Below are 25,790 nucleotides of genomic sequence, written 5' to 3' on the forward strand. Positions count from 1 at the left end.
CCGCAAACTCAGCGCACCCACAGCCAGGCGGCCAGCCCGAATCCCGCAATCGCGATGACGACGCGGAGCGCGGACGGCGGTATCCGCTTGACGACGGGCGGGCCGCACCAGCCACCGGCCAGAGCGCCGATCGCCATCGCGGCGGCGGCGCCCCAATGGACGGGGCCGAAGACCGCGAATCCGATCGCCGCTACCAGATTGGCGACGCCCAGCAGAAAACTCTTCAGTATGGTCGCGCGCCAGATCGTCTCCGAGGTGAGGATCAGGTCGCCATCACCGCACCATCAGTTCGGCGGCTTCGCCATCTCACGGAATAGCTTGTCGGTCATCTTGATCGCTCGGTCACCGCCGTCGGCATCGGCGACGAAGATCGCGAAAGCCAGATCGCCGCGCGAGCCGTAGACCCAGCGGTCGTCCCCGCTCACCCCGCTCATTGCCAAGAGATCCGGGTGCCCCTTCAGATACGACGCTCCGCCTCGCACGACGCTGTCGCGCATGATCCCGCGCAGTTGGTCGTTGACGTGTGCTGGAAGCGGCTCAGCCTCCACCTCGGTACTGCCCGGCTGGCCATGAACGATCACCGGGGTCGGTGCACTTCCTCGCGCAATCGACGCGGCCACCATGGCCATCCCGAACGGTGTCACTGCCGGTAAGTCGCTGCTCTTGCGGTTCATCACCTTGCTCACGCCCGACTGTTCCGCCGTGAATGCAGCGGTCTGATGGTCGAGTCCGGGGACCTTCCAGTTCATGCCGAGCCCGAGTTGATTCCCCGCTTTATCGACCTCCTCGATCGACAGCGACGACGGGTCGACGCCCTTCTGCAGTGCGGCCGCCTTCTTCACCAGATCGAGGTTCGATCCGGCCGGATACAAACCCTCGAACGCGATCGAGCCTTCCTCCATCGCCTGATTGTTCTGTGCCGCGGCCAGAACGGCACCGGTTGACGGCTGGATCAGAACGATCGCCGCGGGGGTTCCGACACTGACCACCGCTTCTTCGGACGCCAGTTGGATGTGGGAGTCGATGGTCGCGTGAATGTCGGGACCGGGCGGGCCCTGGAAGCCGGCCTGCGGAATCAGCGTCCCTCTCGGATCGACGAGGTGGACGGCCCAGCCGGCGGTGACGTCACGGTTGGCTTGCCACACATTCCGCAGCGGATCCAGCAGGGGTGTCGTGATGCGCCGATCCGCCGTGATCAGTTTGGGAGTCTTGATGACGATCACACCAGGGATGTTCAGGTCCTCTTCGAGGTACAGATAGTCCTGATCACGGAGCAACACTGCAGTTACCTGTTCGTGCGGATCCGCCGCCAGTTCCGCCATCATCATGTCCGAGGTCACCAACGGAGCTACGGGCTCGAGGACCTCTTCGAGTCGACGCGTGGTGGCGACGGGATCGGGCATGGTGGCCGGATCCAGGGTGATGGCGTTGATGGTCTGCTCGTTCAGCAGCAGCGCACCGGTGGCATCGAAGACTCGTGGCGGGGCGGCATCCGTCCGGTCATAGCGGACGGTTCGCCCACTACCCATGTCGGGCGCGAGGATTGACGGATCCCAGGAGATCCGCCATCCGACCGAAAGGTTCCGGACCCCACCCTGTACTTGATAGTTCCACTCCTTGTCTTCGCCGAAACGCCAAGCGGCAGCGACGCTGAAGAAGCCGGTTTTCGGCCCGAGATCCATGAACTGGGTCAGGTCGAACGTCGTGTCCTTCGGGTTCAATCCGTCGAACATCTGCTGGATCGCCGACTCCGCGGCGTTAGGGTACGAGGTCTGCGCAGCAGCGGCGGCGGCGTCGCCCTCGTTCAGTGCGCTGACGAATTCGTCGACGACCGACTGTGCTTCGGACTTATCTTTCGACAGCACACAAGAGCCCAGAATCACCGCCAAAACGACACCAGAGGATAGGGCGATCACATAATTTTTCCGGCGGGCGAGCGATCGTCCATTCTCCATGTCCACCATCATGCTTTCAGTCACATGCGTAACAAGCACAAGTTGCCTACGAAGAAGTTACGGTTGAGCTACAACTTGTCCTCAAAATGCAACGTGCAAAGGCTTTTATCGCAGAAAACGCCCCGCAGCCAGCACTGCAGGGGCCGAACTGTCGGCTCCGGCGATGAACACGGCAAACGCCAGGTCGCCCTTGATTCCGACGAACCAGCCGTGAGCCGGTCCGCTTTCCGACTCCGCTGTGCCCGTCTTCCCGAGAAGCCCCGGAATGTCCTGCAGCGCAGTGGCGGTACCGGCGGTCACAGTTTCACGCATCATGGTCCGCAGGTCGGCGGTGACGCTGGCCGGCGCCGGCGGGGGCGTCTGGTCGGCGGTACCCGGCTCCCCCTGGACGACCATCGGCAAGGGGGTCGAATCGTTCGCGATCGATGCGGCGACCATCGCCATACCGAACGGCGAAGCGGTCACCTGCCCCTGCCCGATGCCGGATTCGACTCGGGCGGCGGAACTATCGGCGACGGGCACGTTTCCGGTGACTGTCGTCAGCCCGGGAGTCACGTAGTCGACCCCCAGGCCGAATTGCAGGGCAGCCTTCTCGAGCGCGTCTGCCGGCAAACCCGCAGCCAATCGCCCCATAGTGGTGTTGCAGGAGTGGGCGAACGCGGTGTGCAACGGGACGTCACCCAGATCGAACTCGCCGTCGTTGGGGATCTGCCTGCCCTCGATGTTCTCGGTGCCGGGGCAGGGCAGGACCGTGTCGGGTGTGACGGCGCCGGCCTGCAGGGCAGCCGACGTCGTCACCGTCTTGAACGTCGATCCCGGCGGGTAGAGACCGGTGAGCGCAATCGGGCCGATCGCGTCCGCGGAGGCATTCTGTGCCACCGCCAGCACCGCCCCCGTCGAAGGACGCAGCGCGACGATCACAGCCTGCTGCGGCACGTCGGCGAGCGCCCCCTCCGCCGCCATCTGCATCGGGAGGTCGAGAGTCGTTGCGATGTCGGGCGCTTCGGGACCCTGCTCGCCGGCGATGCTCTTGGCGGAGCCGTCCTGCGCGACCAGTTGCACCGCCCATCCTGCGGACGCATCCTGCCCCTGCTGCCACAGGTCACCGAGATCGGACAGCGTCGGCGAAGCCAGCGCCTTGTCAAGCGTGATCAGTCTGGTCTGCGGGGCCAGGGTCACTCCGTCCAGTTGCCGCAACCGCGACTCGATCGGCGCTAGGTCCTCGGTGCGCAGGGTGATGGCCGTGACCGGTTTTCCATCGGCGCCGTCCAGGTCCTGCTGCAGGGAGGGTGCGGTGATCGTGGGTTCGATCGGGGCGAGCAACTCGGCCACCGCCGCGGTGTCCGCACCCGACTCGAGGTTGACCAGCGTCACCACCTGTTGCTCGAGGATCGGAGCGCCGGACGCGGCGAGGACCTTCGCGGGCGTCCCGGACGTGGGGGTGTAGCGCAGGGTGGTGCCGTCCGTGAGACCGGGCGCAAGTACTGCCGGATCCCAGATGATCTTCCAGTCGTCGCCCGCCTTGGTGGCGTTGCCAGAAGTGCTGTATTTCCACTCCTGCCCCGGTGCGAACGGCCACGATACGTCCATCGTGAAGATTCCGCCGTCGCCGCCCGACTCGTGGACGTCGGTGCGGGTGAACGTCCCGTCGTTGTTGCCGAGTCCGTCATACAACGCCTGGATCGCGGCCGAAGCGGCGACCGGATCGGTGGTGAGGTCTGCCGCGGACTGTACGTCGTCGCTGTTCAGCGCGTCGGCGAACTGCTGCGACACCGTGTCGGGCTGGTCGGGCCCAAAGAGTCCGCAGGCGGAGAGCACCGTCGCGAGTACGACCACCCCCGCCGCCGCCTTGCGGCGGTTGCGCGTGGGACGGGCGGTGCTGTGACGAACGGTTGAGGTGCGCACGGTCTCGATCATGCCTGACGTGGTGGCGCACTTCGAGAAAAGATGTAATCATGTAATTATAGTTTTTGCATCACCGCGTTTTTGCACCACCGCGTTTGTGCCACAGGCTCCCAGGAGGACCCCATGAAGAACGCACACGGCCCCGGCGGTCGCCGCTTCGGACGGCCCGGCGGATGGCAGCAAGCAGATGTTCCCGACACAAGCGACGCAGCCGACTGGTTCGGTGGCCGCCTCCCGGACGACTGGTTCACAGGACCGGCCACCGTCGAGGTCGACCGCGAGGAGATCGTGGTGGTCGGCGAGTTGCCACCCGTCGAATCTGGCGACTCAGGTTCGGAGGCCGCGGCCGACGGCCGCATCGCCCGATTCCGTGAATCGACCAGAGCGTTCCGGATGCGTATCGCAGACGAAGCCGAGATGCGCTATGGACGCAAGGTCGCGTGGGGTGTCACCCTCGATGGCCGCACGTCTCTCTTCACCCACCTCGCCGTCCCGGTGATGACCCGACTCCGTCAACCCGAACGCAAGGTTCTCGACACCCTCGTCGATGCCGGGGTTGCGAGATCGCGGTCGGACGCCCTGATGTGGACGGTGAGATTGGCCGGGCGGCACAGCGAGCAGTGGCTCGCCGAACTGCGCGAGGCCATGGCGAAGGTCGACGAACTCAGGGCCGACGGTCCCCAGATCTAAATCGATTGCGCAAATGGTGGGTGGCGCCATACCGTGGACGTTGTCAACAAGCACCGGACACGAGAGGAACGGGCCATTGCTCCTGAAGAGGTAGTTACGCGAGTCTGCATCCGCATCTTCCTCTGGAGTACCCGATGGCCCAGTCATATCTGTCTCTCTCCGATCTCACCTTCACCTGGCCGGACGGCCAACCCGTCTTCGACGGGCTCGATGCCGTCATCGGTTCCGGGCGCACCGGTCTCGTCGGCCTCAATGGCTCGGGCAAATCCACACTGCTCCGGTTGATCGCCGGCCACCTGCACCCCGACAGCGGGTCGGTGGCGACGCACGGCGAGGTGGCGTACCTCCCACAGAACATCACACTCGACCCGACTCTTCGGGTCGATCGGATCCTAGGCATAGCCGACGTCCGGGCGTCGCTGCACCGCATCGAGTCCGGGGCCGGTACGTCCGCTGATTTCGATGTCGCCCAGAGTCGCTGGGACATCGAGGAACGTGCGGTATCCACCCTTCACCGACTCGGTCTCGAACGCGTGCTGGAGAGTGCATCCGACCTCGATCGCACTGTGGGCACCCTGTCCGGCGGCGAGACCGTGCTGCTTTCCCTCACCGCACAATTACTGAAGGAACCGGAGGTTCTCCTTCTCGACGAGCCCACCAACAACCTCGACACCGAATCCCGAAGTCGACTCTACGAAGTAGTGCAACGGTTCTCGGGCACGCTGCTGGTGGTCAGCCACGACCGCGAACTGCTCGACTCGATGGACTCCATCGCGGAACTGCGTGACGGTCGGATTCGCATGTTCGGGGGAAACTTCAGCGCCTACCGGGAGACTATCGAAGCCGAGCAGGAGACCGCGAGAACCGCGGTGCGCGACGCGCGTAACGACGTGGAGAAGCAGAAGCGGGAGCTGGCTGAGGCCCGTATCAAGCTCGACCGTCGTAAACGGTACGGACAGAAAATGTTCGAAGACAAGCGCGAGCCGAGAGCCGCGATGAGGCTCCGAAAGCGTCAAGCACAGGAGTCGGCGGGCAAGCTGAGGAACAACCACCTCGGCAAGGTCGACGAGGCGAGGGAAACGCTGACCGAAGCGGCGAGCGCACTGCGCGACGACCGAGAGGTGCGAATCGACCTCCCGGACACGGAGGTGCACTCCGGCCAGCAGGTTGTGTCCGTCCGGGGACTGAGCCTCGTGAGCGGACAGCGGGTCTCGCTCGATGTCGTCGGCCCCGAGCGCATCGCCCTCGTCGGCCCCAACGGTGCCGGGAAGACGACCCTACTCGAGGCCGTCGTCGCAGCCGGACCGCGGGTGCCGTCCAAGACCCTGCCACAACGACTCGACGTGTTCGACGAGTCGCAGTCGGTGGCCGAGAATGCCGCGGCGGCTGCTCCGCACGCGTCGGCCGAACAGATCCGCGCCCATTTGGCCCGGTTCCTGTTCCGGGGCACCGATTCCGATGTGTGCGCGTCCACACTGTCCGGCGGGGAACGATTGCGTGCGGCGCTCGCAACCATCCTGCTGGCCGAACCAGCACCTCGCCTACTGCTGATGGACGAGCCGACAAACAACCTCGACCTGCCGAGCCTCGCGCACCTCACGCAGGCACTTCGAAGCTACCGGGGTGCACTGATCGTGGTGAGTCACGATCGGCAGTTCCTGCACGACGTCGGCATCACCCGCTGGCTGGCGCTGACCGGCGAGGGGCTTCGCGCCTGCCCGAGCCCGTAGGGCCTACATCGTGATCGCTTCTATCCGCGTCTTGATGAAGTCGGCTGTGGTGACGGGCCCGAGCCCGGCGACCGTTCCGATCGGCGGGTCGAGAGGTGTCACCTGCGCATCGTGGTTGAGTTCGTAGAAATAGATAAGCGAGACGAGGTCCTCCTCGGGAGCCCCTGCCTGCGGTGGCAGGACGCGGTGTCGACCCGACGACCAGCGCTTGCCGCTCCAGTATTCGAGGAGATCGCCGATGTTGACGGTGAGGGCGTCGGGATCGTAAGGCGCGTCTTCCCAGCCTCCATCGTCGGTGTACACCTGGAGCCCGCCTTCGCCGGGTTCCCGGTCGAGGACGGTGACTGTACCGAAATCGGTGTGCGGCCCGATACGGAACTGACCGGGTTCGGGCTCACCCACCGACGACATCGGCGGGTAGTGGTTGATCTTGCATGTCCACGTCGGCCGGTCGGCCAATTCCTCGAAAAAGTTGCTACGCAACCCGAGTGCCACTGAGAACAAGGCCAGGAGTTCGTCGGACAATCGGCGCATCGCCTCGGTATAGGCGGTGAGGAGATCACGTAGTTCCACCACTTCGGTGGGCCAGACGTTGGGTTTGAACCACACGTCATCGACGACTGGGTCTCCAGTGCGCGTCTGGGGCCCGACGGCAAAGGACTCCTTGAGGTCCGGGGGCGTCTCGGTGCCTTCGGAATAGCCGTCCGCCTCCAGCCCGGGCGCGATCCAGCCGCGTCCGCCGACGATCGCCGCGTACTGCGCCTTCACCTCTTCCGGGAGGGCGAAGAAGTTGCGCGCGGCCGCCCGCACATCAGCGACCAGGTCGCGTGGTACTCCGTGACCGCGGACCAGGAGAAAACCGGCGCGCTGCAGGCTTTCGTCCACGTCCTGGGCGACGGCCGCCGCGGATTGGCCGGCCTCCCGCCAGAGTGAAATGTCGATGGTGGAAATCGGGGTCATTCGGTTACTCCCATGTCGTCGGTTACTCCAATGTCTTCATTCCAGAGTTCGGGTTGGTTCTCGATGAAGTCGGCCATGAGATCGATGCAGTGCTGATCGCGGAGGACGGTCACGTCGACGCCATTCTCGCGGAGCCATTCGTGCCCGCCCGTGAACGTGACACTCTCTCCGACGACGATTGCGCCGATGCCGAACTGGCGTACCAATCCGCTGCAGTACCAGCACGGCGACAGCGTCGTCACCAGGATCGTGGACCGGTAGTCGCGCTGCCGCCCAGCCGCACGGAATGCATCGGTCTCGCCGTGTACGGACGGGTCGTCGTGCTGGACGCGCCGGTTGCGGCCACGTCCCAGCAGGGTTCCGTCGCCGGCGAAGAGTGCGGCCCCGATCGGTATCCCGCCCTCTCGTGCTCCGAGTTCGGCTTCGGCGATCGCCACGCTCAGCAGTTCCTCGGGATCGAGGGCTCGCCGTGCAGTGTTTACGAGGATCGACATGCCTTCAGCTTCCGCGCCGGAGACTGCGACCACAACATTCACACGGCGACGAATCGCTCCGGGCTTGCATTGGAGTGCACTCCAAGTCGTACGGTTGGATCATGACCACGCAGTTCGAGCAGGCGACCGGGGTTTTCGTGAGCATCTCTGAGGTTGCCTCGACCACGGGCCTCACGCAGGACACCCTGCGGTGGTACGAGCGCGAAGGAATGATCCCCGGGATCGCGCGGGGATCGGACCGTCGTCGGCGCTACAGCGACCGGGACGTGCGACTGATCGAACTGCTGGTGAAACTACGGAACACGGGCATGCCGACCAGTGAGATGCAGCGATTCGCGGCGCTCCTGGAGGGAGGCGCCGAGACCTACGGGCGGAGGTTGTCAGTACTCCTCGAGCACCGCGAACGCATCGTCGCTCAGCAGTCGAAACTCCACGACGCCCTGGCCGCCCTCGATACCAAGGTCGATCACTACCGGGCTCTCATCGCCGACAGCCTCGACGACAGGGCTGCGCCAGCGGACACGGCACAGCGTGGGTTCGGTAACAACTGAACGCAATGCGATTCACCCCGACTTCTCCCAGACCCCACGCAGCCTCTTCGCTGTGCCCGGAAACAAAGAAGGATGATGTATGACCACCATCGGTACGACCACCCTGGGCAGCTCCCTCACTGTCTCCGACATGGGTTTCGGAGCAATGGCTTTCACACCGGTCTACGGCGGGATCGAACCCGAGAAGGCGCTCGCGACACTGCATCACACGGTGGATCTCGGAGTGACCTTCATCGATACCGCCGATGTGTATGGGGACGGTGACAATGAGCGATTGATCGCGAAGCTACTGAAGGACCGGCGCGAGGAAGTCACGCTGGCCACCAAATTCGGAATTCAGGGGGATCCGAGAAAACGCCGTGAGGGCGGCGTTTCGCTTCGCGGTGACCGCGCTTACGTCCACGCAGCGGTCGACGCGAGCCTGCGCCGACTCGAGATCGACACGATCGATCTCTACTACATGCACCGTCTTGATCCTTCGGTTCCGGTCGAGGAAACCGTCGGCGCGATGGCCGAACTGGTGGCGGCGGGCAAGGTGCGGCATCTCGGACTGTCGGAGGTGACGGCCCAAGAATTGGCGGCCGCACACGCGGTGCATCCGATCACGGCGATCCAGTCGGAGTGGAGCATTTGGAGCCGCGACGTCGAGACCCGAATCGTGCCGGCTGCGGCCGGACTGGGGATCGGGTTCGTCCCCTACTCCCCGCTCGGGCGCGGGTTCCTCACTGGAACCGTCACCGATGTCGAGTCTTTGGGGCCCAATGATTTCCGCCGGTTGCTGCCACGATTCGCGGAGGGCACGTTGCAGCGGAATTTCGGCGTGGTGGATGCGGTAAGAGCCGTCGCAGATGAACTCGGGGCCACCCCCGCGCAGATTGCGCTGGCGTGGCTCTACGCGCAGGGCACCGAGTTCGGCGTGACGGTCGTGCCTATTCCCGGGACCCGCAGCGCGGAACGGGTGGAGGAGAATGCCGGTGCGCTCGGCATCGAACTGAATGCGGCGCAGATGGCTGTGCTGAATTCGGCCCGGGACCACGCCGAGGGTGCCCGTTCGATGGATCCGCAATGGGTGTCGCAGGGCCGCGAATCTTAAAGTGATGCAAACTGGGCGGGTGCAGCACGCCACCAATCCCGCCGACGGCGTGCGGATCGCTTACGAGACCGTCGGCGACGGGGAACCTTTAGTCCTCATCCACGGCACGGCCCTCTCCCACGCGATCTGGCGCGGATTCGGGTATGTCGCGGCGCTGCGTGACAGGTACCGGCTGATCCTTGTGGATCTGCGCGGTCACGGGCGCAGCGACAAGCCGCACGACGAGACCGCGTACGCCATGGACCTGGTCAGCGGCGACATCCTGGCGGTCCTCGACCACCTGAAGATGCCCAGCGCACACGTTCTGGGGTACTCGCTCGGAGGCCGGGTCGCGCTGGCTCTGGCTGTCGGGGCGCCGGAACGTCTGGAGAGCCTGATTATCGGCGGCGGCAGCAGTCGACCGCAGGCTTGTGCCTTCGACCGCTTGTTCTTCCCTGGCTGCGTCGATGTCCTCGACCAGGACGGTATGGATGCGTTCCTCGAACAGTGGAATTCGCGGCGCTCGTGGCCGATCGACGCCGGTACACGAGCCGCGTTCAAGGCGAACGATGCGAAGGCACTCGCCGCGTATATGCGGCGCTCAGGAGTGGAACCCGGTGTGGACGACGAAGTTCTGCGCGGAATCGCCGTCCCCACCCTGCTGTTCGTCGGCTCGCACGACACCGAGCGACTCGGCGACACCCGGCGGGCCGCAGCGCTGATCCCCGGGGCGTCGCTGGCGATCCTGCCCGGGTTCGATCACTCGACGACTGTGGCAGCGAGCACCGAAGTACTCGCGGCCGTCGAACCGTTCCTCGCTCGGACGTGAGCTCTACACCCACTCCACCAGTTGAATGATCACGCCGTTGGGGTCGCTCATCTGGAAGTAGCGCTCACCCCAGGGTTCGGTGTCGATAGGCGTCACGATGGGGACGCCCTCCGCCTGCAGTCGCTCGTACTCACCGTCGATTCCGTCGACGACCAGAGCGATGAGCATCCCTTGGCCTGCATCGCCCGCAATGTGCGCGGGCTTGAACGTCTCCAGTCCGGTCTTCAGGAAGATCAGGTTGAAGCCGACGTCCTCCCGTGTGAGAGACACGAAGCCTTCTGCGGCCATCTCTTCCGTGAACCCTAGATGTGACTTCGCGAAATCCGCAGACGCCGTGGGATCTGCGACGTTCAGCGACACTGCGCTCGAGGTGACCTTCACCGAGGTGTCCTTTCGTTGACGACACCACTCCTAACGCAGGTGGTTCGTTACTCGTTCCCGGCCGTTCAGAGCGCGAGCAATCCTTTCGCAATGTGTGTCACCTGAATCTCGTTGCTGCCGGCGTAGATCATCAGCGACTTCGCGTCACGTGCGAGTTGCTCGACGCGATACTCCGCCATATAGCCGTTGCCGCCGAACAATTGAACGGCTTCCATCGCCACCTCGGTAGCCGCCCGCGAGGAGTAGAGCTTCATTGCAGACGCCTCCGCAAGGCTCACCTGATTACCCGCCACGGTGCGCTCGATGGCATTGAACACCATGTTCTGCACATTGATACGCGCGATCTCCATCTCGGCGAGCTTGAGTTGGATGAGCTGGAATTGGGCGATCTCCCTACCCCACAGCTTTCGCGACTTCGCGTAGTCGATGCACAACCGGTGGCATTCGTTGATGATGCCGAGCGACATCGTCGCGATACCGATGCGCTCGGCGGCGAAACTCTCTTTGGCACTAGACTTCCCGTCAGACCTGCCGCCGTTTTCGGTCTCGCCCAGCAGTCGATCTCGGGTGATGCGTACATTATCGAAGAACAACTCGCCGGTGGGCGAGGAATTCATGCCCATCTTCTTGAACGGCGCCCCCTGAGTGAATCCCTCCATGCCGGCATCGAGGACGAAGGCCAGGACCTTGCGGTCGCGACGGTCGAGCGACGAATCCCCCTCGTCGAGTTTCGCGTAGACGATAACAACATCCGCATAGGGACCGTTGGTGATGAACGTCTTCTGCCCGTTGAGGATGTAGTCGTCTCCGTCTCGCCGGACGTGCGACTTCATGCCGCCGAATGCATCCGAACCGGAATCGGGCTCGGTGATCGCCCACGCGCCGACCTTCTCGAAGGTGACCAGGCCGGGAAGCCAACGCTCCTTCTGCGCCAGCGTTCCGCGACTCCGGATGGTCCCGGCCGCCAACCCAAGACTCACACCGAGCGAGACGACGAGTCCGAGGCTCACACCGGCCAGTTCGGCGTTCATGACGACGCCCATGCTGCCCGCCCCACCGAGTCCGCTTGGCTTGTCTTTCTTCGCCTCGTCACTCGTGTCGCCGCTGCTTTCACGGGCGAGAGACTTCTCCAGCGTGTCACGGGCCATCTCGTCCAGTCCGAATGTGACGAAGAGCTTGCGGATGATGCCGAACGGGGGCATCTCGCCGGACTCCAACTCGTCGACGTGCGGTCGAATCTCCTTGTCGATGAAGCCGCGCACCGCATCGCGGAACATCAGGTCGGTGTCGGACCACTCATACATGCCGTGCACTCCAGTCATTGGGAGACGATGGGCTGCCGCAAATATAGAACACATTCCTACTGTCGGGCAGGCTGACTAGCGAATGTCAACTGACGGAAGCCGTACCGGGCTCGATCGATATGTGACCGCGACAAGGACCAGAACTACAGTCACCGTTGCGACGAGGATGCCGGACGGCAGCGGGGCTGCAACCGCGACCAGTGGGTAGTGGCCGGGTGCGGGGTAGCCGTTCGACCACACGAATTCTCTGATGACCGGCGCTGAGACGGCGAAGAGGGTCACAGTGAGCGGCATCAGGACTCCGGTCACCACTATCAGCGCGCTCGCCGGCAGGCACGAGGAGACGGTCAGACCGACAGCGAACGGCAGGACGCCGACGTAGGCGACCGTGAGAACTGATTCGAAGGTTGCGCTGCCGGACATCACCCCGGTCACCGTTACTGCGGCGAGCAGGACCATCCCTGCCCCCGGTGCCGGCCGGAACCACCCGACCGCCGCCCCCGCCGCCAGCAAGACGATGCCGGCAAGCACGAGCCACCACGACCCTGCGAAATACCGCGCTTCGTTGACCGAGGTTGCTGCAATTGCAAGACCCACCAACAGGAATCGGCCTTCACGCAGCGGAAGCCACCGAGCCGCGGCGAGTGTGGCCGCAGCAGAAAGCACGACCGCTACGGTCCACGAGACCGTACTCGCCGAGGTCGATCCCAACCAGGCGTACAGCACTGTGAAGACCAGCGGAAGCCCCACGCTCACGACGACGTCCCGCCGACGAAACCCGGGCACGCTATCCGGACTTGCACGGATCGCAGCGCCGACGATGACAATCGCAGCCGTCACTGCGACGAGCACCGGCACCGCGGCCGGCACCGTGGTCGGGTCATCCGGCAGCGTGACAGACCAACGTAGCAACCGCGTCCGCCACAAGGCAGCGGCGCCGTAGAAGAGGGTGGTACCCAGCACGCCCACCGCGACGGCAACCAACCCGGCACGACCACCGGCGGCCGTCGACGCTGCAGCAGCGAGTAGAACACCCGCCCCGACCGCGTTGAGGGTCACCGCCGGTGAGGCCGCTACGCCGACGAAGGCGGGCAGTGCGATGACAATCGCACCCACCACAGCGGTCAGGGCTGTAAGCAACCTCGACCCCCGCATGGACAACACGGCGAGAACACCGACCGCGGTGAGCGCGGCCGCAGTTCCTGCCCACTGCGGAGTGACCAGCACCGACCACACACCGCGCGCTAACTCGTAGTCCTGGACCTGCGATTCCCGAATCGCGAATGCTGCCACCGCCCCACCGGCAAAGCCGGAAACGGCGGGACCGCACCTGTCTACGATGCTCATCGCGCAGCCCGGCGTGTCGACCGGCACCCGGGTGTCACTCATTACCGAAGAAGTCTAGATGCGCGGCGGCGGTGAGTTCCTCGTAGTCCATCCCGAACGTCGTCGCGGCATGTCAGAAGGCCTCGATCGCGGCCTCGAGGGTGCCCACATCCGGGGCTATGCTGCGTCGATAGGCGCGTAGCCGACCATTAGAGTTGTGGCGTGACATTCATCAAGATCTGCGGTTTGCGTGACGAAGCCTCTGTCGATGTGGCGGTGCGCCTCGGCGTCGACGCCGTGGGTTTCGTCTTCGCCGACAGTGTCCGCCGGATATCCGCGCAGGACGCCACGCCGCTGATCCGCCGCGTCACCGGCCCAACAGTCGCAGTGGGTGTGTTCAAGGGCGCTCCCATGGCCGAGGTGATCGAGGTGGCCGACGCGGCAGGTGTCGCCACCGTTCAGGTACACGACCTGAAGTCCGCAGACGATGTGAGCCGGCTGCACGAGGCAGGTCTCCGCGTGATCCGAGCTATAGCCGCCGGTGACGGTTCCGGCGATTTCGGCGCAGACCACCTACTGGTAGACGGGGCGACCGCGGGCGCCGGAGTGCCCTGGGACTGGGCCGGGCAGAATCGGCCGACCGGCGAGTGGATCCTCGCCGGCGGACTTCATCCGGGCAACGTGAGGATTGCCATCGATGCGACCGGCGCGTGGGGCGTCGACGTCTCGAGCGGTGTCGAATCGTTGCGGGGCGTGAAGGATGTGGCGCTGATCGAGCAATTCGTCGCCGCAGTCCGGTCCCAGGCCTGAATCAGCCCGGCATCCCCGACACGGCGTCTTCTGCGTCCCAGGACGCGAGAACGGTCCGGATACCCGCAACCAGCGCGAGCGGCTGGTCGATCATCACGTGATGTCCGGCGGCGGGGATCTCGGCCACCAGAGCGGCAGGTCCGAAACGGCGACGCATGCTGTCCATCATGGCGTCGTCGATGATGCCGTTCTCGGCGCGGAAGTAGGCGATGCGGCACCGCGGGTCGGATCCGCCCAGGTGGTCGCTGCTATCGCGGGTGAAGAAGGCGGGATCGAACTTCCACGACCACCCGCCCTCTACCTCGTGCATCGACGTCTCGGCGACGTGATACCGAACCGCGGGCACGTCCGAATCCTGGGGCGGGATGAACCGGAAACGCTGGAGAGCCTCGGCCTCTGACGGATAGACCTTCTTGGGACCGAATGCCTGCTGCTTCCGTGCCTCTTCCTCTTCCGGCGTGCGGGCTCGGACAGGCGAATCGATCAACTGGACACCAGCGAGATCCTCACCGAACAACTGGGCGGCCACATAGGACACTATTCCGCCCATGCTGTGCCCGACGAACACGGGTTCGCCCTCGATGCCGGCGGGCTTCGCCACGGCGAGCGCTTCTTCCGCCCACTGCTCCAACCCGTATTTCGCACGCCGGTCGCTGTCGCCGTGCCCGGTGAGGTCGAGTGCGACGACGCGGCGACCGATGGCCAGCATCGGTGCCACGTGGTCCCACCATCGGCTGTGGGCGGCCCCACCGTGCACCAACACGATCCCCGGCGATCCCGACGGACCCCACGCGCGGTAGTGGACCTGCGCACCTGCGACGTCAACCCGGCCCGTCTCGACCGGAGACGCCAACGCCGAAGTGAACCAGTGGGGCGCGGCTGTCTGCACGTTGTCCATTCACCGAACATACCCACAACATTCGGACGGTTCCGGCCTACAGCAGGTCCAGCATCGCCGTGACTGCGTACTCGGCCACCGGAAACTTGTCCGGCGAAAGATCGTGGCGCGCGCCGTCGAGTTCGACGAGGGTCGCCAACGCTGGAATCAGGTCGAGTGCAGACCGTATTTCATCTGTGGTGGCGAACGGATCCTTGGACCCGTGTACCAGTACGGACGGGGTGCGCAGTTCCTGCAGGTGCTCGGTGCGGAGCCTCTCCGGTTTGGCCGGCGGATGCAGCGGATACGACAGCAACAGGAGTGCGTCGACGAGTCCGGGCTGTTCGGCGGCGAGCATCGACGCCTGCCTGCCACCGTACGAATGCCCGCCCGCCCACACCGGCACAGTCACCAACTCCCGCATGACAGCCACCGCCGCGGCGATGCCGTCACGATCCTCCGCCGCCCTCGACGGATGCGGCGGACCCGCCGCACGGCGCTGCCGGAACGGCAGGTCGAACCGCAGGACAACAACCCCGCGATCCACGAACCCCTCAGTCACATCCATCAGGAGCCTTGTGTTGCAATCACTTCCCGCTCCGTGCGTGAGAACGATGCCTGCCATCGGATCACTCGTCGGGCGATGCAGATGCCCCCGGACACCCCCCACGTTCCAGCAACTCGCTCATGCGGTTCACGGTAGTGGCACACAGCAGCACGTGACGGCCTCCGACGGTTAAATCGAACAGCCGTCGGCGTCGACCTGATCGAGCCTGACGTCGAGACAATTTGGTGGGTATCATTCAGGTTCAGCACTCGTTTGCCATCTTGTGATTCAGGTAAGGTATCGATGTTTTCACTCGCTCAGCTGACCCATTTCGTCGCCGTCGCAGAGGAGTTGCACTTCGGGAGAGCCGCTGAGCGGTTGAAGATGACCCAACCGCCGCTCAGCCGGCAGATCCAGCTACTCGAGAAGGAACTGGACGTACAACTGTTCGACCGATCGAGCAGAGCCGTCAAGCTGACCCCCGCGGGTAAAGCATTTCTGTCCGACGCTCGAAGGCTTCTCCAGCAGTCCGAACGAGCGGCGCTGTCCGTCCGTAAGGCGTCAGCTGGTCGATCCGGCACGCTGAGGGTCGGTTTCACCGGTGGAAGCGTGCATTCGGGCCTGGCGATGCTGCTCGACACCGCGCGCGCCACCCTCGACGATGTCGAGGTCGACTTGCGCGAACTGGTGACTATGGGCCAGCTCGAGGCTCTGTCGGAAGGTTCGCTCGACATCGGGCTCGTGCGCCCTCCCGTCACCAGACCCGATCTGTCGTCGCGCACGCTGGTCCGCGAGTCGCTGATCGTGGCGGTACCGAGAAACCATCCCCTGGCCCAACTCGATCGCCCGATCGATATCACCGAACTACACGGCGCGAACCTCGTGATGTATACGCCGATCGAATCCCGCTATTTCCACGAACTGTTGTCGTCTGTGTTCCACGAGTCTTCCGTTGCACCGGTGATAACCCAATACATGACCCAGATTCACAGCATCATCGCCTTGGTCAATCTGGGCTGGGGGCTGGCCGTCGTCCCCGAATCCGCCGGCCGAATGCACTACGACGGAGTCTTGTATCAACCGCTGACCTTGCCCCGCCCCGCGCTGGTCGAACTCGACCTCGTCTGGCGGCTCAACAACGACAATCCCGCGTTGCACCGGCTGTTGTCTGCCCTCGACTCGAATTGATATCGGGCCACTGCCTGCGGAATACCACTTCGGCGTAGCGTGCGATTAGCTGGCAACGGTATTCGGAGCCAGCCTACTAATACCTTTTTTGCATCTCAGAATCCAAAACTGATCTTGGACGAGCATAGGTTGTTCACCTACATTCGATTTTGTGAGCCGAGTCACGATCTTGTGAGACACCGCGGACGACTCACCCCACCCAGTCCAGTTGCGCGCTGAATCGCGAGATCGTCCGAAGGGAGTGACCGATGCCGATCACTCACCCAACAAAAACCAGCCTCGACTCCGCCGTATCCAAGATCTTCCGGCGAGTGGTCCCCCTGTTCATCATCATGCTGATTTGCAATCAGCTGAACAGGTCGAACATCGGATACGCCCGCGAGTATCTCGAGGCCGATGTCGGCATCGGCGCCGCGGCATACGGATTCGGCGCAGGTGTCTTCTTCATCGCGTACGCGATTTTCGAACTTCCCAGCAACATCATGATGGAGAAGTTCGGAGCCAGGATCTGGCTCACTCGCATCATGGTCAGCTGGGGGCTCATCTCCGCCGCCATGGTCTTCGTGCAGAACGCGGAAATGTTCTACGTACTACGGTTCCTCCTCGGCGCCGCTGAAGCAGGATTCTTCCCGGCCGTCATCTTCTACCTGGCGAAGTGGCTCCCAAACTCCCACCGAGGACGCGCCACCGCACTGTTCTTGGCCGGGTCGTCCGTGGCTGCCGCAATCTCCGGGCCCGTCTCCGGGCCACTGCTCTCGCTCAACGGTCTGCTCGGCGTACACGGTTGGCAGTGGATGTTCGGCATCGAAGGCATCCTGTCCGTTGTCGTCGGCATCATCGCCTACTTCTTCCTCGATTCCCACATCAAAGACGCCAAGTGGCTCGGCGACGACGAGAAGAGTGCGTTGTCGCAGGCCATCGACCGTGAAGAGGCCGAAAAAGCCGAAGCCTCCGGCATGGGTGACGGCCGCTCACGCTGGCGTATGCTCGCCGACCCCAAGATCATCCTGTTCTGCTGGATCTACTTCGCCATCCAACTCTCGATCTACGCGAACACCTTCTGGTTGCCCTCGATCGTGCGCCGCATCGAAGGGACCAACGACATCACCGTCGGATTGCTGTCCTCGCTGCCGTGGATCTGCGCCGTCGTCGCGATGTACCTGTCGTCCCGAGTCGGCGACCTCACCGGCAACCGCCGACCCCTGCTGATCATCGCCCTCCTGACCGCGGCTGTCGGCACCTACCTCGCGGCCATCGCCTCACCGTGGTTGGCGCTGGTGTTCCTGTGCATCGCCGCGATGGGCTTCAAGAGCGCCAGTCCCCTGTTCTGGTCATTCCCGCAAACGATGCTCCACCCACTGGTCCTCGCTCCCGCCATCGCGGTCATCAACTCGATCGGCAACCTCGGCGGGTTCGTTGCACCCTACGGATTCGGACTCATCCAGTCCGCGACCGGCGAGGTGACCTGGGGACTGTACGCACTTGCGATCGCCTCCGCTCTCGCCGCCGCATCGGTTCTGCTCATCCACAAGAACAGCAAGCCGGCAGGGGCTGAGACCGAAGACGAACAAGAAACTGCATCCGCCACAGTCAACTGACCCACCGACAGGAAAACCCCAGGATGAACACCTACGCATGCACACCGGTCATCACCGACATGCGAGTCATCCCCGTCGCGGGACATGACGACATGCTGCTCAATCTCAGTGGTGCTCATGCACCGTTCTTCACCCGCAACCTCGTGGTGCTCACCGACTCGGCCGGCAACACCGGTGTCGGCGAGGTTCCTGGGGGGGAACCGATCGGCCGCACCCTCGAAGATGCTCGACCCCTCGTCGTGGGGCACAGCCTCGGCGGGTACAACGCGATCCTCGGTGGCATGCGCCGAGCCTTCGCAGGCCGAGACTCCGCTGGGCGGGGGGCGCAGACGTTCGATCTGCGGATTGCCGTCCACTCGGTCACCGCCGTCGAGTCTGCGCTGCTGGATCTGCTCGGCAAACATCTGGGTGTGCCGGTAGCGGCACTCCTCGGAGACGGGCAGCAACGCGAGCGGGTTCAGGCACTCGGCTACCTCTTCTTCGTCGGGGACCGAAACAAGACTGACCTCGCCTACCGATCGGCAACAGATGAGGCTCCCGACGCCGACGACTGGATGCGCCTGCGCCACGAAGAGGCACTCTCCCCCGACTCCATCGTCCGACTGGCAGAAGCCGCGCACGCTCGGTACGGATTCGCCGACTTCAAGCTCAAGGGCGGCGTCCTGCCCGCGCTGGACGAGGCCGAGGCAGTCACTGCCCTAGCCGAGCGATTCCCTTCCGCCCGAATCGCATTGGATCCCAATGGTGGCTGGCTCCTGAACGATGCCATCGAAACCTGCCGCGGGCTCACCGACGTATTGGCCTACGCCGAGGATCCGGTCGGGCCCGAAGGGGGATACTCCGGCCGCGAAGTGATGTCGGAGTTCAAGCGCGCAACCGGCCTCCCCACCGCGACGAACATGATCGCTACGGACTGGCGCGAACTGGGCCACACCATCCGGTCTGCCGCCGTCGACATCCCGCTCGCTGACCCCCACTTCTGGACGATGAACGGGTCCGTACGCGTCGCCCAACTGTGCGACGCGTGGGGACTGACCTGGGGATCTCATTCGAATAACCACTTCGACGTCTCCCTCGCCATGTTCACCCACGTCGCCGCGGCCGCTCCCGGGAACATCACCGCAATCGACACACACTGGATCTGGCAGGACGGTCAGCGGCTGACCAAGAATCCCTACACCATCACCGACGGATACCTACACGTTCCCGAAAAGTCCGGCCTCGGAGTCGAACTCGATATGGACCAAGTCGCCGCAGCGAACGAACTCCACCAACGGGAAGGACTCGGATCCCGAGACGACGCCGTCGGAATGCAATACCTCGTCCCGCGATGGGAATTCGATAGCAAGCGGCCCGCACTGGACCGATGATCCCGAGGGCCGTGGGCTCGACACGGGAGACCGCACACGATGGCGGGGGCTACGCGGGGGCTTGATCGGCGGGTTCGACCTTCTCCACAGCGGCGCGGTCCGACTGGTTTCCTGCGATCCCTTTCGCCTCACGCTCGGCGGCCACACGTTCTTCCATGGCATCGACGAGGTCCGCGATGCGCTGATGCTCGGGGAGGTGCTGATCATATCGACTCAGATTCGTCTTCATCACACTCCTTCCGCTGTGCGACCGTTCGGTGTCGTTCCACGCCGGTACGCACAGTTCGAATTGTACGCCGCGGAAACGGTAAAAACCGGCACCTGCGTGTCGAACTGGACAATCGTCCTGCACTCACGCAACAACATACCAGCGAACTCTGTTGTCAAGCAACATCTTTAGGAGGTTCTCTCCGTCAATGTCGCATGGCGCAACACAAATTCCCCCACAAAGGCGCATCCACCGCCGTCGCGAGTGCGCAATCAGTTCGATGCGCAATCGACACCGCCTCGCGAGTACACACCGCCTGCACCTCGTACTCTGGACGGGAACCGCCCGAAGGAGGACCGATATGCCGGCAGTCACCACACCTCACGTCTTCGTTCACCGCGCTGGTGACCGGCTCAAAACCAGGGTTTCCTGGTTGGATTCGAAGCACTCGTTCTCCTTCGGCCAGCACTACGACCCGGACAACACACACCACGGACTACTCCTCGTGAACAACGACGACACCGTCTTGGCGGGACGGGGATTCGACACTCATCCGCACAAGGACATGGAGATCGTCACGTGGGTGTTGCGTGGTTCGCTCGTCCATCAGGATTCGATCGGCCACTCCGGCATCATCTATCCCGGACTTGCGCAACGGATGAGCGCCGGCAAGGGCATCATGCATTCCGAGAAGAACGACAGCTGGCGCCTCGGGGGTGAGCAGCATCACGAACCGGCGCATTTTGTGCAGATGTGGGTGGTACCCGACGAATCCGGCCTCACACCGAGCTACGAACAACTCGAGATCGAGGATGAAGTTCTCAAGGGCGGTCTGGTCGTCGTTGCGTCCGGAATGACTGATTACCAGGATAATTCGGCGATTCGAATCAACAACAAGTACGCGGCCCTGCATGTTGCGCGGGTCTTCCCGGATAAACCGGTAGCCCTGCCCGAGGCACCCTTCCTCCACGTCTTCGTGGCCCGTGGCACTGCTGAGATGGAGGGCGTCGGCACACTGTATGAGGGTGATGCCGTCCGCGCGAACGCTTCGGGTGGTCAGCAGATCTCGTCCGATTCTGGCGCCGAAGTCCTCGTCTGGGAGATGCACGCCCGCATCGGCGGATAATTTCCCGGAATATTCTGCGCGCAACGGTGGACCGCCCGTGGAGGGACGGTGTAAGGATGGACAGATGACCACGGCTCATCATTCCGGAATCGACCTCACTCACCTCGATCCCGACACCCGCGCCCAAGACGACCTCTTCCTTCATGTGAACGGCGGGTGGATCGACAACTACGAGATTCCCGCGGACCGCGCCATCGACGGCGCATTCCGCACCCTGTACGACAGGGCCGAGGCCGACGTCCAAACCATCATCGAGGAGGCAGCGGACTCCGCCTCCCTCGCAGGCACCGACGCGCAGCGCATAGGCGACCTGTACGGCAGTTTCATGGACGCCGACGCCGTCGAGTCCGCGGGCCTGACGCCCATCGCCGACGAACTCGCCGCCGTCGCCGAGGCGACCGACCTGTCGACGCTCGCAGCCGTCTTGGGCAAGTTGCAGCGTACGGGCGTCACCGGCGCCGTGGGCCATTACGTGGACACCGACGCCAAAAACTCCGAGCGGTATCTGGTGCACTTCAGCCAGTCGGGCCTGGGACTGCCCGACGAGGCGTACTACCGTCAGGACGAGCACGCCGAGATCCGCGAGGCGTACGTGGCACACATCGCGAAGATGTTCGCCCTCGCCGGGATCGGTTGCGACGCCCAGCGCGTCTTCGACCTCGAAACCAAGATCGCCGCCGGACACTGGGACGTGGTGAAGCGTCGTGACGCCGAACTCAGCTACAACCTCGTCCCCCTCGACGAACTGCCCACCGGCCTTGACTGGGCGGCATGGATCGGTGCGCTCGGTGGCACCCCGGAACAGTTCGCAGAGATCGTGGTCGGTCAACCGGACTTTTTGACCGCATTCACCGGGCTGTGGGCGTCGGAGGATCTCGAGGATTGGAAGGCTTGGGCGACGTGGAACGTCATCCATTCCCGTGCCCCCTACCTGACGCAGGCACTTGTCGACGAGAGCTTCGCGTTCTTCGGCAAGACGCTGACCGGCGCCGAGGAGAACCGCGAGCGATGGAAGCGCGGCGTATCACTGGTGCAGGACCTGCTCGGCGAGGCCGTGGGCAAGCTGTACGTCGAACGTCACTTCCCCGCCGACGCCAAAGCCCGTATGCAGGAACTCGTCGCCAACTTGCAGAAGGCGTACCGCCGCAATATCACCGATCTCGATTGGATGAGTCCGGAGACTCGGCAGGCCGCGCTGCGCAAACTGGACAAGTTCACACCCAAGATCGGTTACCCGGACAAGTGGCGCGACTACTCGGCAGTGACCATCTCTCGCAACGACCTGGTCGGCAACTACCGCAGTGGGTATTCGGCGGAGTACGACTACGAACTCGCGAAACTCGGCGGGCCCGTCGACCGCGACGAGTGGTTCATGACCCCGCAGACGGTCAACGCGTATTACAACCCGGGCATGAACGAGATCGTCTTTCCCGCGGCAATCCTGCAACCCCCGTTCTTCGACGCGAACGCCGACGACGCGGCCAATTACGGTGGGATCGGCGCCGTCATCGGCCACGAGATCGGCCACGGCTTCGACGACCAGGGCGCCAAGTATGACGGTGACGGCAACATGATCGACTGGTGGACCGACGACGACCGCAGCGAGTTCGGCAAACGCACCAAGGCATTGATCGAGCAGTACAACCAGTTCGAGCCGAAGACCCTCCCAGGTCACAGTGTCAACGGCGAGTTCACCATCGGCGAGAACATCGGCGACCTCGGTGGGCTGTCCATCGCGATCGTCGCCTACCAGATCGCCACCGAGGGCGCGGAGCCCGAGGTACTCGACGGCCTCACTGGCCTGCAGCGGGTGTTCTTCGGCTGGGCGCAGGTCTGGCGCGCAAAGGCCCGGGACGCCGAGGCTCTCCGCCGCCTCGCCATAGACCCGCACTCGCCTCCGGAGTTCCGGTGCAACGGCGTCGTCCGCAATCTCGACACGTTCCACGAAGCGTTCGACGTGAGGCCAGACGACGCGCTCTATCTCGACCCGGAGCAGCGCGTGAAGATCTGGTAGCCGCCGCTACGGCGCAAGTGTCGGACATATCCGGGGCCCGCACAGCAAAATGTGCGGGCCCCGGGTATGTCCGGATCCGATCAAGTTCAGCGGTTCCAGTCGCCCAGTCCGTCCGAACCACTCAGGGTGCCGCCGGCGGTGTTCTGCACTACCACCGCGTCGCCCTTCTTCGAGTTGTCGAAGAACCACCTGGCGTTCTCGGTGCTGACGTTGAGGCAGCCGTGGCTGACATTGCTGCGCCCCTGCTGGTTCACCGACCACGGGGCGGCGTGAACGAAGATTCCGCTGTACGACATGCGGGTGGCGTACTCGACGTAGGTACGGTAGCCCTCCGGCGATTCGACCGGCACACCGTAGGTGGACGAGTCCATGTACATGTCACGGAACTTCTCGCCGATGATGTACGTGCCGTTCGGCGTCTCGTGATCGGTCTTGCCCATAGACGTCGGCATGGTCTTGACGACCTCGCCGTTGACGGTGACGGTGATCTGCTTGGTGTTGTCGTCCGCGGTCGCAACGAACGCGTCACCGATGTCGAACGTGGAATGCGAGTCACCGGCATCGACCGTGACCTGGGTGTTCGCGGGCCAGAGCTGGGTGGGCTTCCACCGCACCTGGCTGTCGTTGATCCAATAGAAGCCACCCTCGACGGGCTGGCTGGTGGTGACCTTGATAACCCGCTCGGCGGCGGCGCGGTCGTCGATCGGCTCGTTGAAACGGATGATCACCGGCTGTGCAACGCCGACGACTTCACCCGCGCCGGGGTTGAGTGACGGAGCCGAGAAGTTCGCAGGTTCGGGAAGCGGCGGTTGCGATGAACCAAACAGCCCCGGAAGGCTGGGGATCTCCGGTCCGCCGGGAAACAGCGGCACGGCATTACCGACCCCCACCAGTGCCGTTGCGGAGACCAGCGTTCCGTAGGCCATTACCCCGGCTACCGTGACAGCGACACGCGACGCCCAGCGCCTCTTCCTGGAATTACCGATTTCTGACTTGCCCATACATGACCACTCTCGTTCGACGACGTCTCTACGCGCATCCCCGACGGAACCGCCAAGCGCATTGACCAATTAACACACATCGACTAGCAGCGGGCAATTTGACCGCAACCGCTCCCGCTCCGCAGCTCTTCAGGAATCCGCACGAGCGGCGGCGAGCATGCTTTCAGTGGTGACCAGCTTGGTCCGAGGGCGACCGGTTGACTTGCCCGCAGCACTCTCGGTCTTGTCGATGCGCTGCCAGCCTTGGTAGTCGACGGCGGCGGGCGCACGGTCGGCAATCAGTCGGTCGAAAGCCTCGCGTTCGGCGGGCGCATCGAGCCTGCCCGCCGAGAAGTCGTCGATCAGCATCTTCACGGTCTCCGCGGAGCAGTACTTGTTGGTGCCGATCACGCCGGTCGGCCCGCGCTTGATCCAGCCGGCCACATACACACCGGGCACTGGCGCTCCGGTGCCCGGGTCGATCACCCGGCCGTTCTCGTTGGGGATGACGCCGCGGCGGTCGTCGAAGGGGATTCCGGCCACCGGTTGACCGCGGTAACCGATCGAGCGCAGCACCAGATTCGTGTTCAGCGTCGAGGTGACATCGGACGGTGTCGCCCCCAGTGCGCCTGACGCACCCGCGACCATCTCGTTCTTGACGATGCGCACCGCTTCGACGGAGTCGGTGCCCAAGACCTCGACGGGCGAGGTCAGGAACCGCAACACGATTCGCTTCTTCGACGAATCGGCTGTGCGCCGAGCGAACTCCTCGACCTTGGTCACCTTGTTGCGCTGCCACGGCTCCGACTCGTCGCCGTCGATGAACGCGCGACTGACGGGATCGAGCGCTGCTTCGTCCGGGTCGACGAAAATGTCGACGTTCGGGATGCGGTCGAGGCCCAGGAGTTCGGGGTGGGTGTAGGCGGCCTGGGCGGGACCTCGACGCCCGAGGATCACGACCTCGCGAATGTTGCTCGCCCGCAGCGCCTCGAGGGCGTGGTCGGCGAGGTCCGTCTTGGCCAGAACTTCGGGATCGGTGACGAGGATGCGGGCCACATCAAGTGCTACGTTCCCATTGCCGACGATCACGGCCCGCTCACCCGACAGATCGAATGTGTGGTCGACGTAGTCGGGGTGACCGTTGTACCAGGCCACGAATTCGGTGGCAGCGTGACTTCCGGCCAGATCCTCGCCGGGAATCCCCAGCTCCCGGTCGCCGGCCGCGCCGACCGCGTAGATCACGGCGTGATGGTGCCGAAGCAACTCCTCGTGGCTCACGTCCCTGCCCACTTCCACGTTGAAGTGGCAGTGCACGGTGCGCTTACCCATGACCGAACCGAACAGGCCGGTAACACCCTTCGTGCCCTGGTGGTCAGGCGCAACCCCCGCCCGCACCAACCCGTACGGAGTGGGTAGCCGGTCGAAGATGTCGACCTCGACGCGCGGCTTGGCCGTCAGTTCCATCGCGGCGTAGCAGGCGGCCGGACCGGACCCGACGACGGCGACACGGAGGGTTCCGAGCGCCTCGTCGATCAGCGGAAACTTCAACGGTTCGGGCCAGTCCGGTCCGATGGGGTACTTGGTGTAGTACTGCGCGTTGATGTCGAGGTATGGCTCGTCGATATCCGCGAGATCGTTTTCCGCGTAGATTGCGTCCACCGGGCATTCGTCGACGCAAGCACCGCAGTCGATGCAGGTGTCCGGGTCGATGTACAGCATCTCCGCGGTTGCGAAGGGCTTCTCGTCCGGAGTGGGGTGGATGCAGTTGACCGGGCAGACATCGACGCACGAGGCGTCGTTGCAACACGGCTGCGTGATCACATAAGTCACGGTTCTCCCCTACCTGGGTACGCGCAGTTCAACATCTAAAACGTG

General features: G+C 64.1%; 22 protein-coding genes and 2 pseudogenes. 11 read left to right on the forward strand and 13 right to left on the reverse strand.

The window, feature by feature from the left end:
* Positions 1–8: 8 nt before the first annotated feature.
* The 3 genes and pseudogenes from RM2_RS10835 to RM2_RS10845 form a co-directional block, all read right to left on the reverse strand.
* Positions 9–266 (reverse strand): annotated as a pseudogene (locus tag RM2_RS10835) (TSUP family transporter); the annotation flags it as partial.
* 18 nt (positions 267–284) lie between these two features.
* Entirely contained in the window at positions 285–1,964 is a 1,680-nt protein-coding gene (locus tag RM2_RS10840; RefSeq protein ID WP_084721739.1) for an NTF2-like N-terminal transpeptidase domain-containing protein, read from the reverse strand.
* Between the two features lie 96 nt (positions 1,965–2,060).
* Positions 2,061–3,872, reverse strand: a complete 1,812-nt coding sequence (locus tag RM2_RS10845; RefSeq protein WP_072688980.1) for a penicillin-binding transpeptidase domain-containing protein — start codon at positions 3,870–3,872, stop codon at positions 2,061–2,063.
* A gap of 111 nt (positions 3,873–3,983) precedes the next feature.
* Here RM2_RS10845 and abmR point away from each other — a divergent pair, with 111 nt between their 5' ends.
* Together abmR and RM2_RS10855 are read left to right on the forward strand one after the other, a co-directional pair.
* Entirely contained in the window at positions 3,984–4,550 is a 567-nt protein-coding gene (abmR, locus tag RM2_RS10850; protein WP_072688982.1) for an ATP-binding transcription factor AbmR, read from the forward strand.
* A gap of 134 nt (positions 4,551–4,684) precedes the next feature.
* Complete coding sequence (locus RM2_RS10855) at positions 4,685–6,280, forward strand: ABC-F family ATP-binding cassette domain-containing protein (protein WP_072688983.1); 1,596 nt, start codon at positions 4,685–4,687, stop codon at positions 6,278–6,280.
* Between the two features lie 3 nt (positions 6,281–6,283).
* Here the strand turns inward: RM2_RS10855 and RM2_RS10860 are convergent, their stop codons facing one another.
* Both RM2_RS10860 and RM2_RS10865 read right to left on the reverse strand, forming a co-directional pair.
* Positions 6,284–7,240 (reverse strand): isopenicillin N synthase family dioxygenase, encoded by a 957-nt coding sequence (locus RM2_RS10860; protein ID WP_072688986.1) that lies wholly within the window; start codon positions 7,238–7,240, stop codon positions 6,284–6,286.
* Positions 7,237–7,734 carry a nucleoside deaminase gene (locus RM2_RS10865; RefSeq protein WP_072689087.1) on the reverse strand — a complete coding sequence of 166 codons (498 nt, stop codon included), beginning with the start codon at positions 7,732–7,734 and terminating at the stop codon, positions 7,237–7,239. The genes RM2_RS10860 and RM2_RS10865 overlap by 4 nt, the downstream gene beginning before the upstream one ends.
* 101 nt (positions 7,735–7,835) lie before the next feature.
* Here RM2_RS10865 and RM2_RS10870 point away from each other — a divergent pair, with 101 nt between their 5' ends.
* From RM2_RS10870 to RM2_RS10880, 3 genes are all read left to right on the forward strand, one after another.
* Positions 7,836–8,285, forward strand: coding sequence for a MerR family transcriptional regulator (locus RM2_RS10870; protein ID WP_072689089.1), 450 nt, complete (start codon positions 7,836–7,838; stop codon positions 8,283–8,285).
* Between the two features lie 79 nt (positions 8,286–8,364).
* Positions 8,365–9,378: an aldo/keto reductase gene (locus RM2_RS10875; RefSeq protein WP_072688988.1), complete on the forward strand. Its 1,014-nt coding sequence runs from the start codon at positions 8,365–8,367 to the stop codon at positions 9,376–9,378.
* A gap of 4 nt (positions 9,379–9,382) precedes the next feature.
* On the forward strand, positions 9,383–10,186 hold the full coding sequence (locus tag RM2_RS10880) for an alpha/beta fold hydrolase (RefSeq protein WP_072689091.1): 804 nt from the start codon (positions 9,383–9,385) through the stop codon (positions 10,184–10,186).
* A 3-nt stretch (positions 10,187–10,189) separates the two neighbouring features.
* Here RM2_RS10880 and RM2_RS10885 read toward each other — a convergent pair whose 3' ends face one another.
* The 3 genes from RM2_RS10885 to RM2_RS25160 all read right to left on the reverse strand — a co-directional run bounded on the left by RM2_RS10885 (position 10,190) and on the right by RM2_RS25160 (position 13,260).
* Positions 10,190–10,567: a VOC family protein gene (locus tag RM2_RS10885; protein WP_072688990.1), complete on the reverse strand. Its 378-nt coding sequence runs from the start codon at positions 10,565–10,567 to the stop codon at positions 10,190–10,192.
* A 65-nt stretch (positions 10,568–10,632) separates the two neighbouring features.
* Positions 10,633–11,871 (reverse strand): acyl-CoA dehydrogenase family protein, encoded by a 1,239-nt coding sequence (locus RM2_RS10890; protein ID WP_072689093.1) that lies wholly within the window; start codon positions 11,869–11,871, stop codon positions 10,633–10,635.
* Positions 11,872–11,946: 75 nt separating this feature from the next.
* A complete protein-coding gene (locus tag RM2_RS25160; protein ID WP_245813838.1) occupies positions 11,947–13,260 on the reverse strand; it encodes a hypothetical protein in 1,314 nt (437 codons plus the stop codon).
* A gap of 159 nt (positions 13,261–13,419) precedes the next feature.
* Between RM2_RS25160 and RM2_RS10900 the strand changes: the two genes are divergently transcribed.
* Positions 13,420–14,007, forward strand: a complete 588-nt coding sequence (locus tag RM2_RS10900; RefSeq protein ID WP_072688992.1) for a phosphoribosylanthranilate isomerase — start codon at positions 13,420–13,422, stop codon at positions 14,005–14,007.
* Between the two features lies 1 nt (position 14,008).
* Here the strand turns inward: RM2_RS10900 and RM2_RS10905 are convergent, their stop codons facing one another.
* Both RM2_RS10905 and RM2_RS10910 read right to left on the reverse strand, forming a co-directional pair.
* Positions 14,009–14,905 (reverse strand): alpha/beta fold hydrolase, encoded by an 897-nt coding sequence (locus RM2_RS10905; protein ID WP_072688994.1) that lies wholly within the window; start codon positions 14,903–14,905, stop codon positions 14,009–14,011.
* Between the two features lie 37 nt (positions 14,906–14,942).
* A pseudogene (locus RM2_RS10910) lies at positions 14,943–15,582 on the reverse strand (alpha/beta hydrolase family protein).
* Positions 15,583–15,734: 152 nt separating this feature from the next.
* Here RM2_RS10910 and RM2_RS10915 point away from each other — a divergent pair.
* The 3 genes from RM2_RS10915 to RM2_RS10925 all read left to right on the forward strand — a co-directional run bounded on the left by RM2_RS10915 (position 15,735) and on the right by RM2_RS10925 (position 19,587).
* Positions 15,735–16,619: a LysR substrate-binding domain-containing protein gene (locus RM2_RS10915; RefSeq protein ID WP_072688996.1), complete on the forward strand. Its 885-nt coding sequence runs from the start codon at positions 15,735–15,737 to the stop codon at positions 16,617–16,619.
* Positions 16,620–16,867: 248 nt separating this feature from the next.
* Positions 16,868–18,217, forward strand: a complete 1,350-nt coding sequence (locus RM2_RS10920; protein ID WP_072688998.1) for an MFS transporter — start codon at positions 16,868–16,870, stop codon at positions 18,215–18,217.
* 23 nt (positions 18,218–18,240) lie between these two features.
* A complete protein-coding gene (locus tag RM2_RS10925) occupies positions 18,241–19,587 on the forward strand; it encodes an enolase C-terminal domain-like protein (protein ID WP_072689000.1) in 1,347 nt (448 codons plus the stop codon).
* A gap of 49 nt (positions 19,588–19,636) precedes the next feature.
* Here the strand turns inward: RM2_RS10925 and RM2_RS10930 are convergent, their stop codons facing one another.
* Positions 19,637–19,816: a hypothetical protein gene (locus tag RM2_RS10930; protein WP_072689097.1), complete on the reverse strand. Its 180-nt coding sequence runs from the start codon at positions 19,814–19,816 to the stop codon at positions 19,637–19,639.
* A 340-nt stretch (positions 19,817–20,156) separates the two neighbouring features.
* On the opposite strand from RM2_RS10930, the gene RM2_RS10935 reads away from it, so the two are divergent.
* Positions 20,157–20,921 carry a pirin family protein gene (locus RM2_RS10935; protein WP_072689001.1) on the forward strand — a complete coding sequence of 255 codons (765 nt, stop codon included), beginning with the start codon at positions 20,157–20,159 and terminating at the stop codon, positions 20,919–20,921.
* A gap of 64 nt (positions 20,922–20,985) precedes the next feature.
* The gene (locus tag RM2_RS10940) at positions 20,986–22,935 is read left to right on the forward strand and encodes a M13 family metallopeptidase (protein WP_072689003.1); all 1,950 of its coding nucleotides are present in this window, start codon (positions 20,986–20,988) and stop codon (positions 22,933–22,935) included.
* Positions 22,936–23,021: 86 nt separating this feature from the next.
* On the opposite strand, the gene RM2_RS10945 is transcribed toward RM2_RS10940, so the two are convergent.
* Both RM2_RS10945 and RM2_RS10950 read right to left on the reverse strand, forming a co-directional pair.
* Positions 23,022–23,936 (reverse strand): L,D-transpeptidase, encoded by a 915-nt coding sequence (locus RM2_RS10945; RefSeq protein ID WP_072689005.1) that lies wholly within the window; start codon positions 23,934–23,936, stop codon positions 23,022–23,024.
* 129 nt (positions 23,937–24,065) lie between these two features.
* Positions 24,066–25,745 carry an FAD-dependent oxidoreductase gene (locus tag RM2_RS10950; RefSeq protein WP_072689007.1) on the reverse strand — a complete coding sequence of 560 codons (1,680 nt, stop codon included), beginning with the start codon at positions 25,743–25,745 and terminating at the stop codon, positions 24,066–24,068.
* Positions 25,746–25,790: the final 45 nt, after the last annotated feature.

The sequence above is a fragment of the Rhodococcus marinonascens NBRC 14363 genome (assembly GCF_001894885.1).
In the GTDB taxonomy this organism is placed as follows: Bacteria; Actinomycetota; Actinomycetes; order Mycobacteriales; family Mycobacteriaceae; genus Rhodococcus_F; species Rhodococcus_F marinonascens.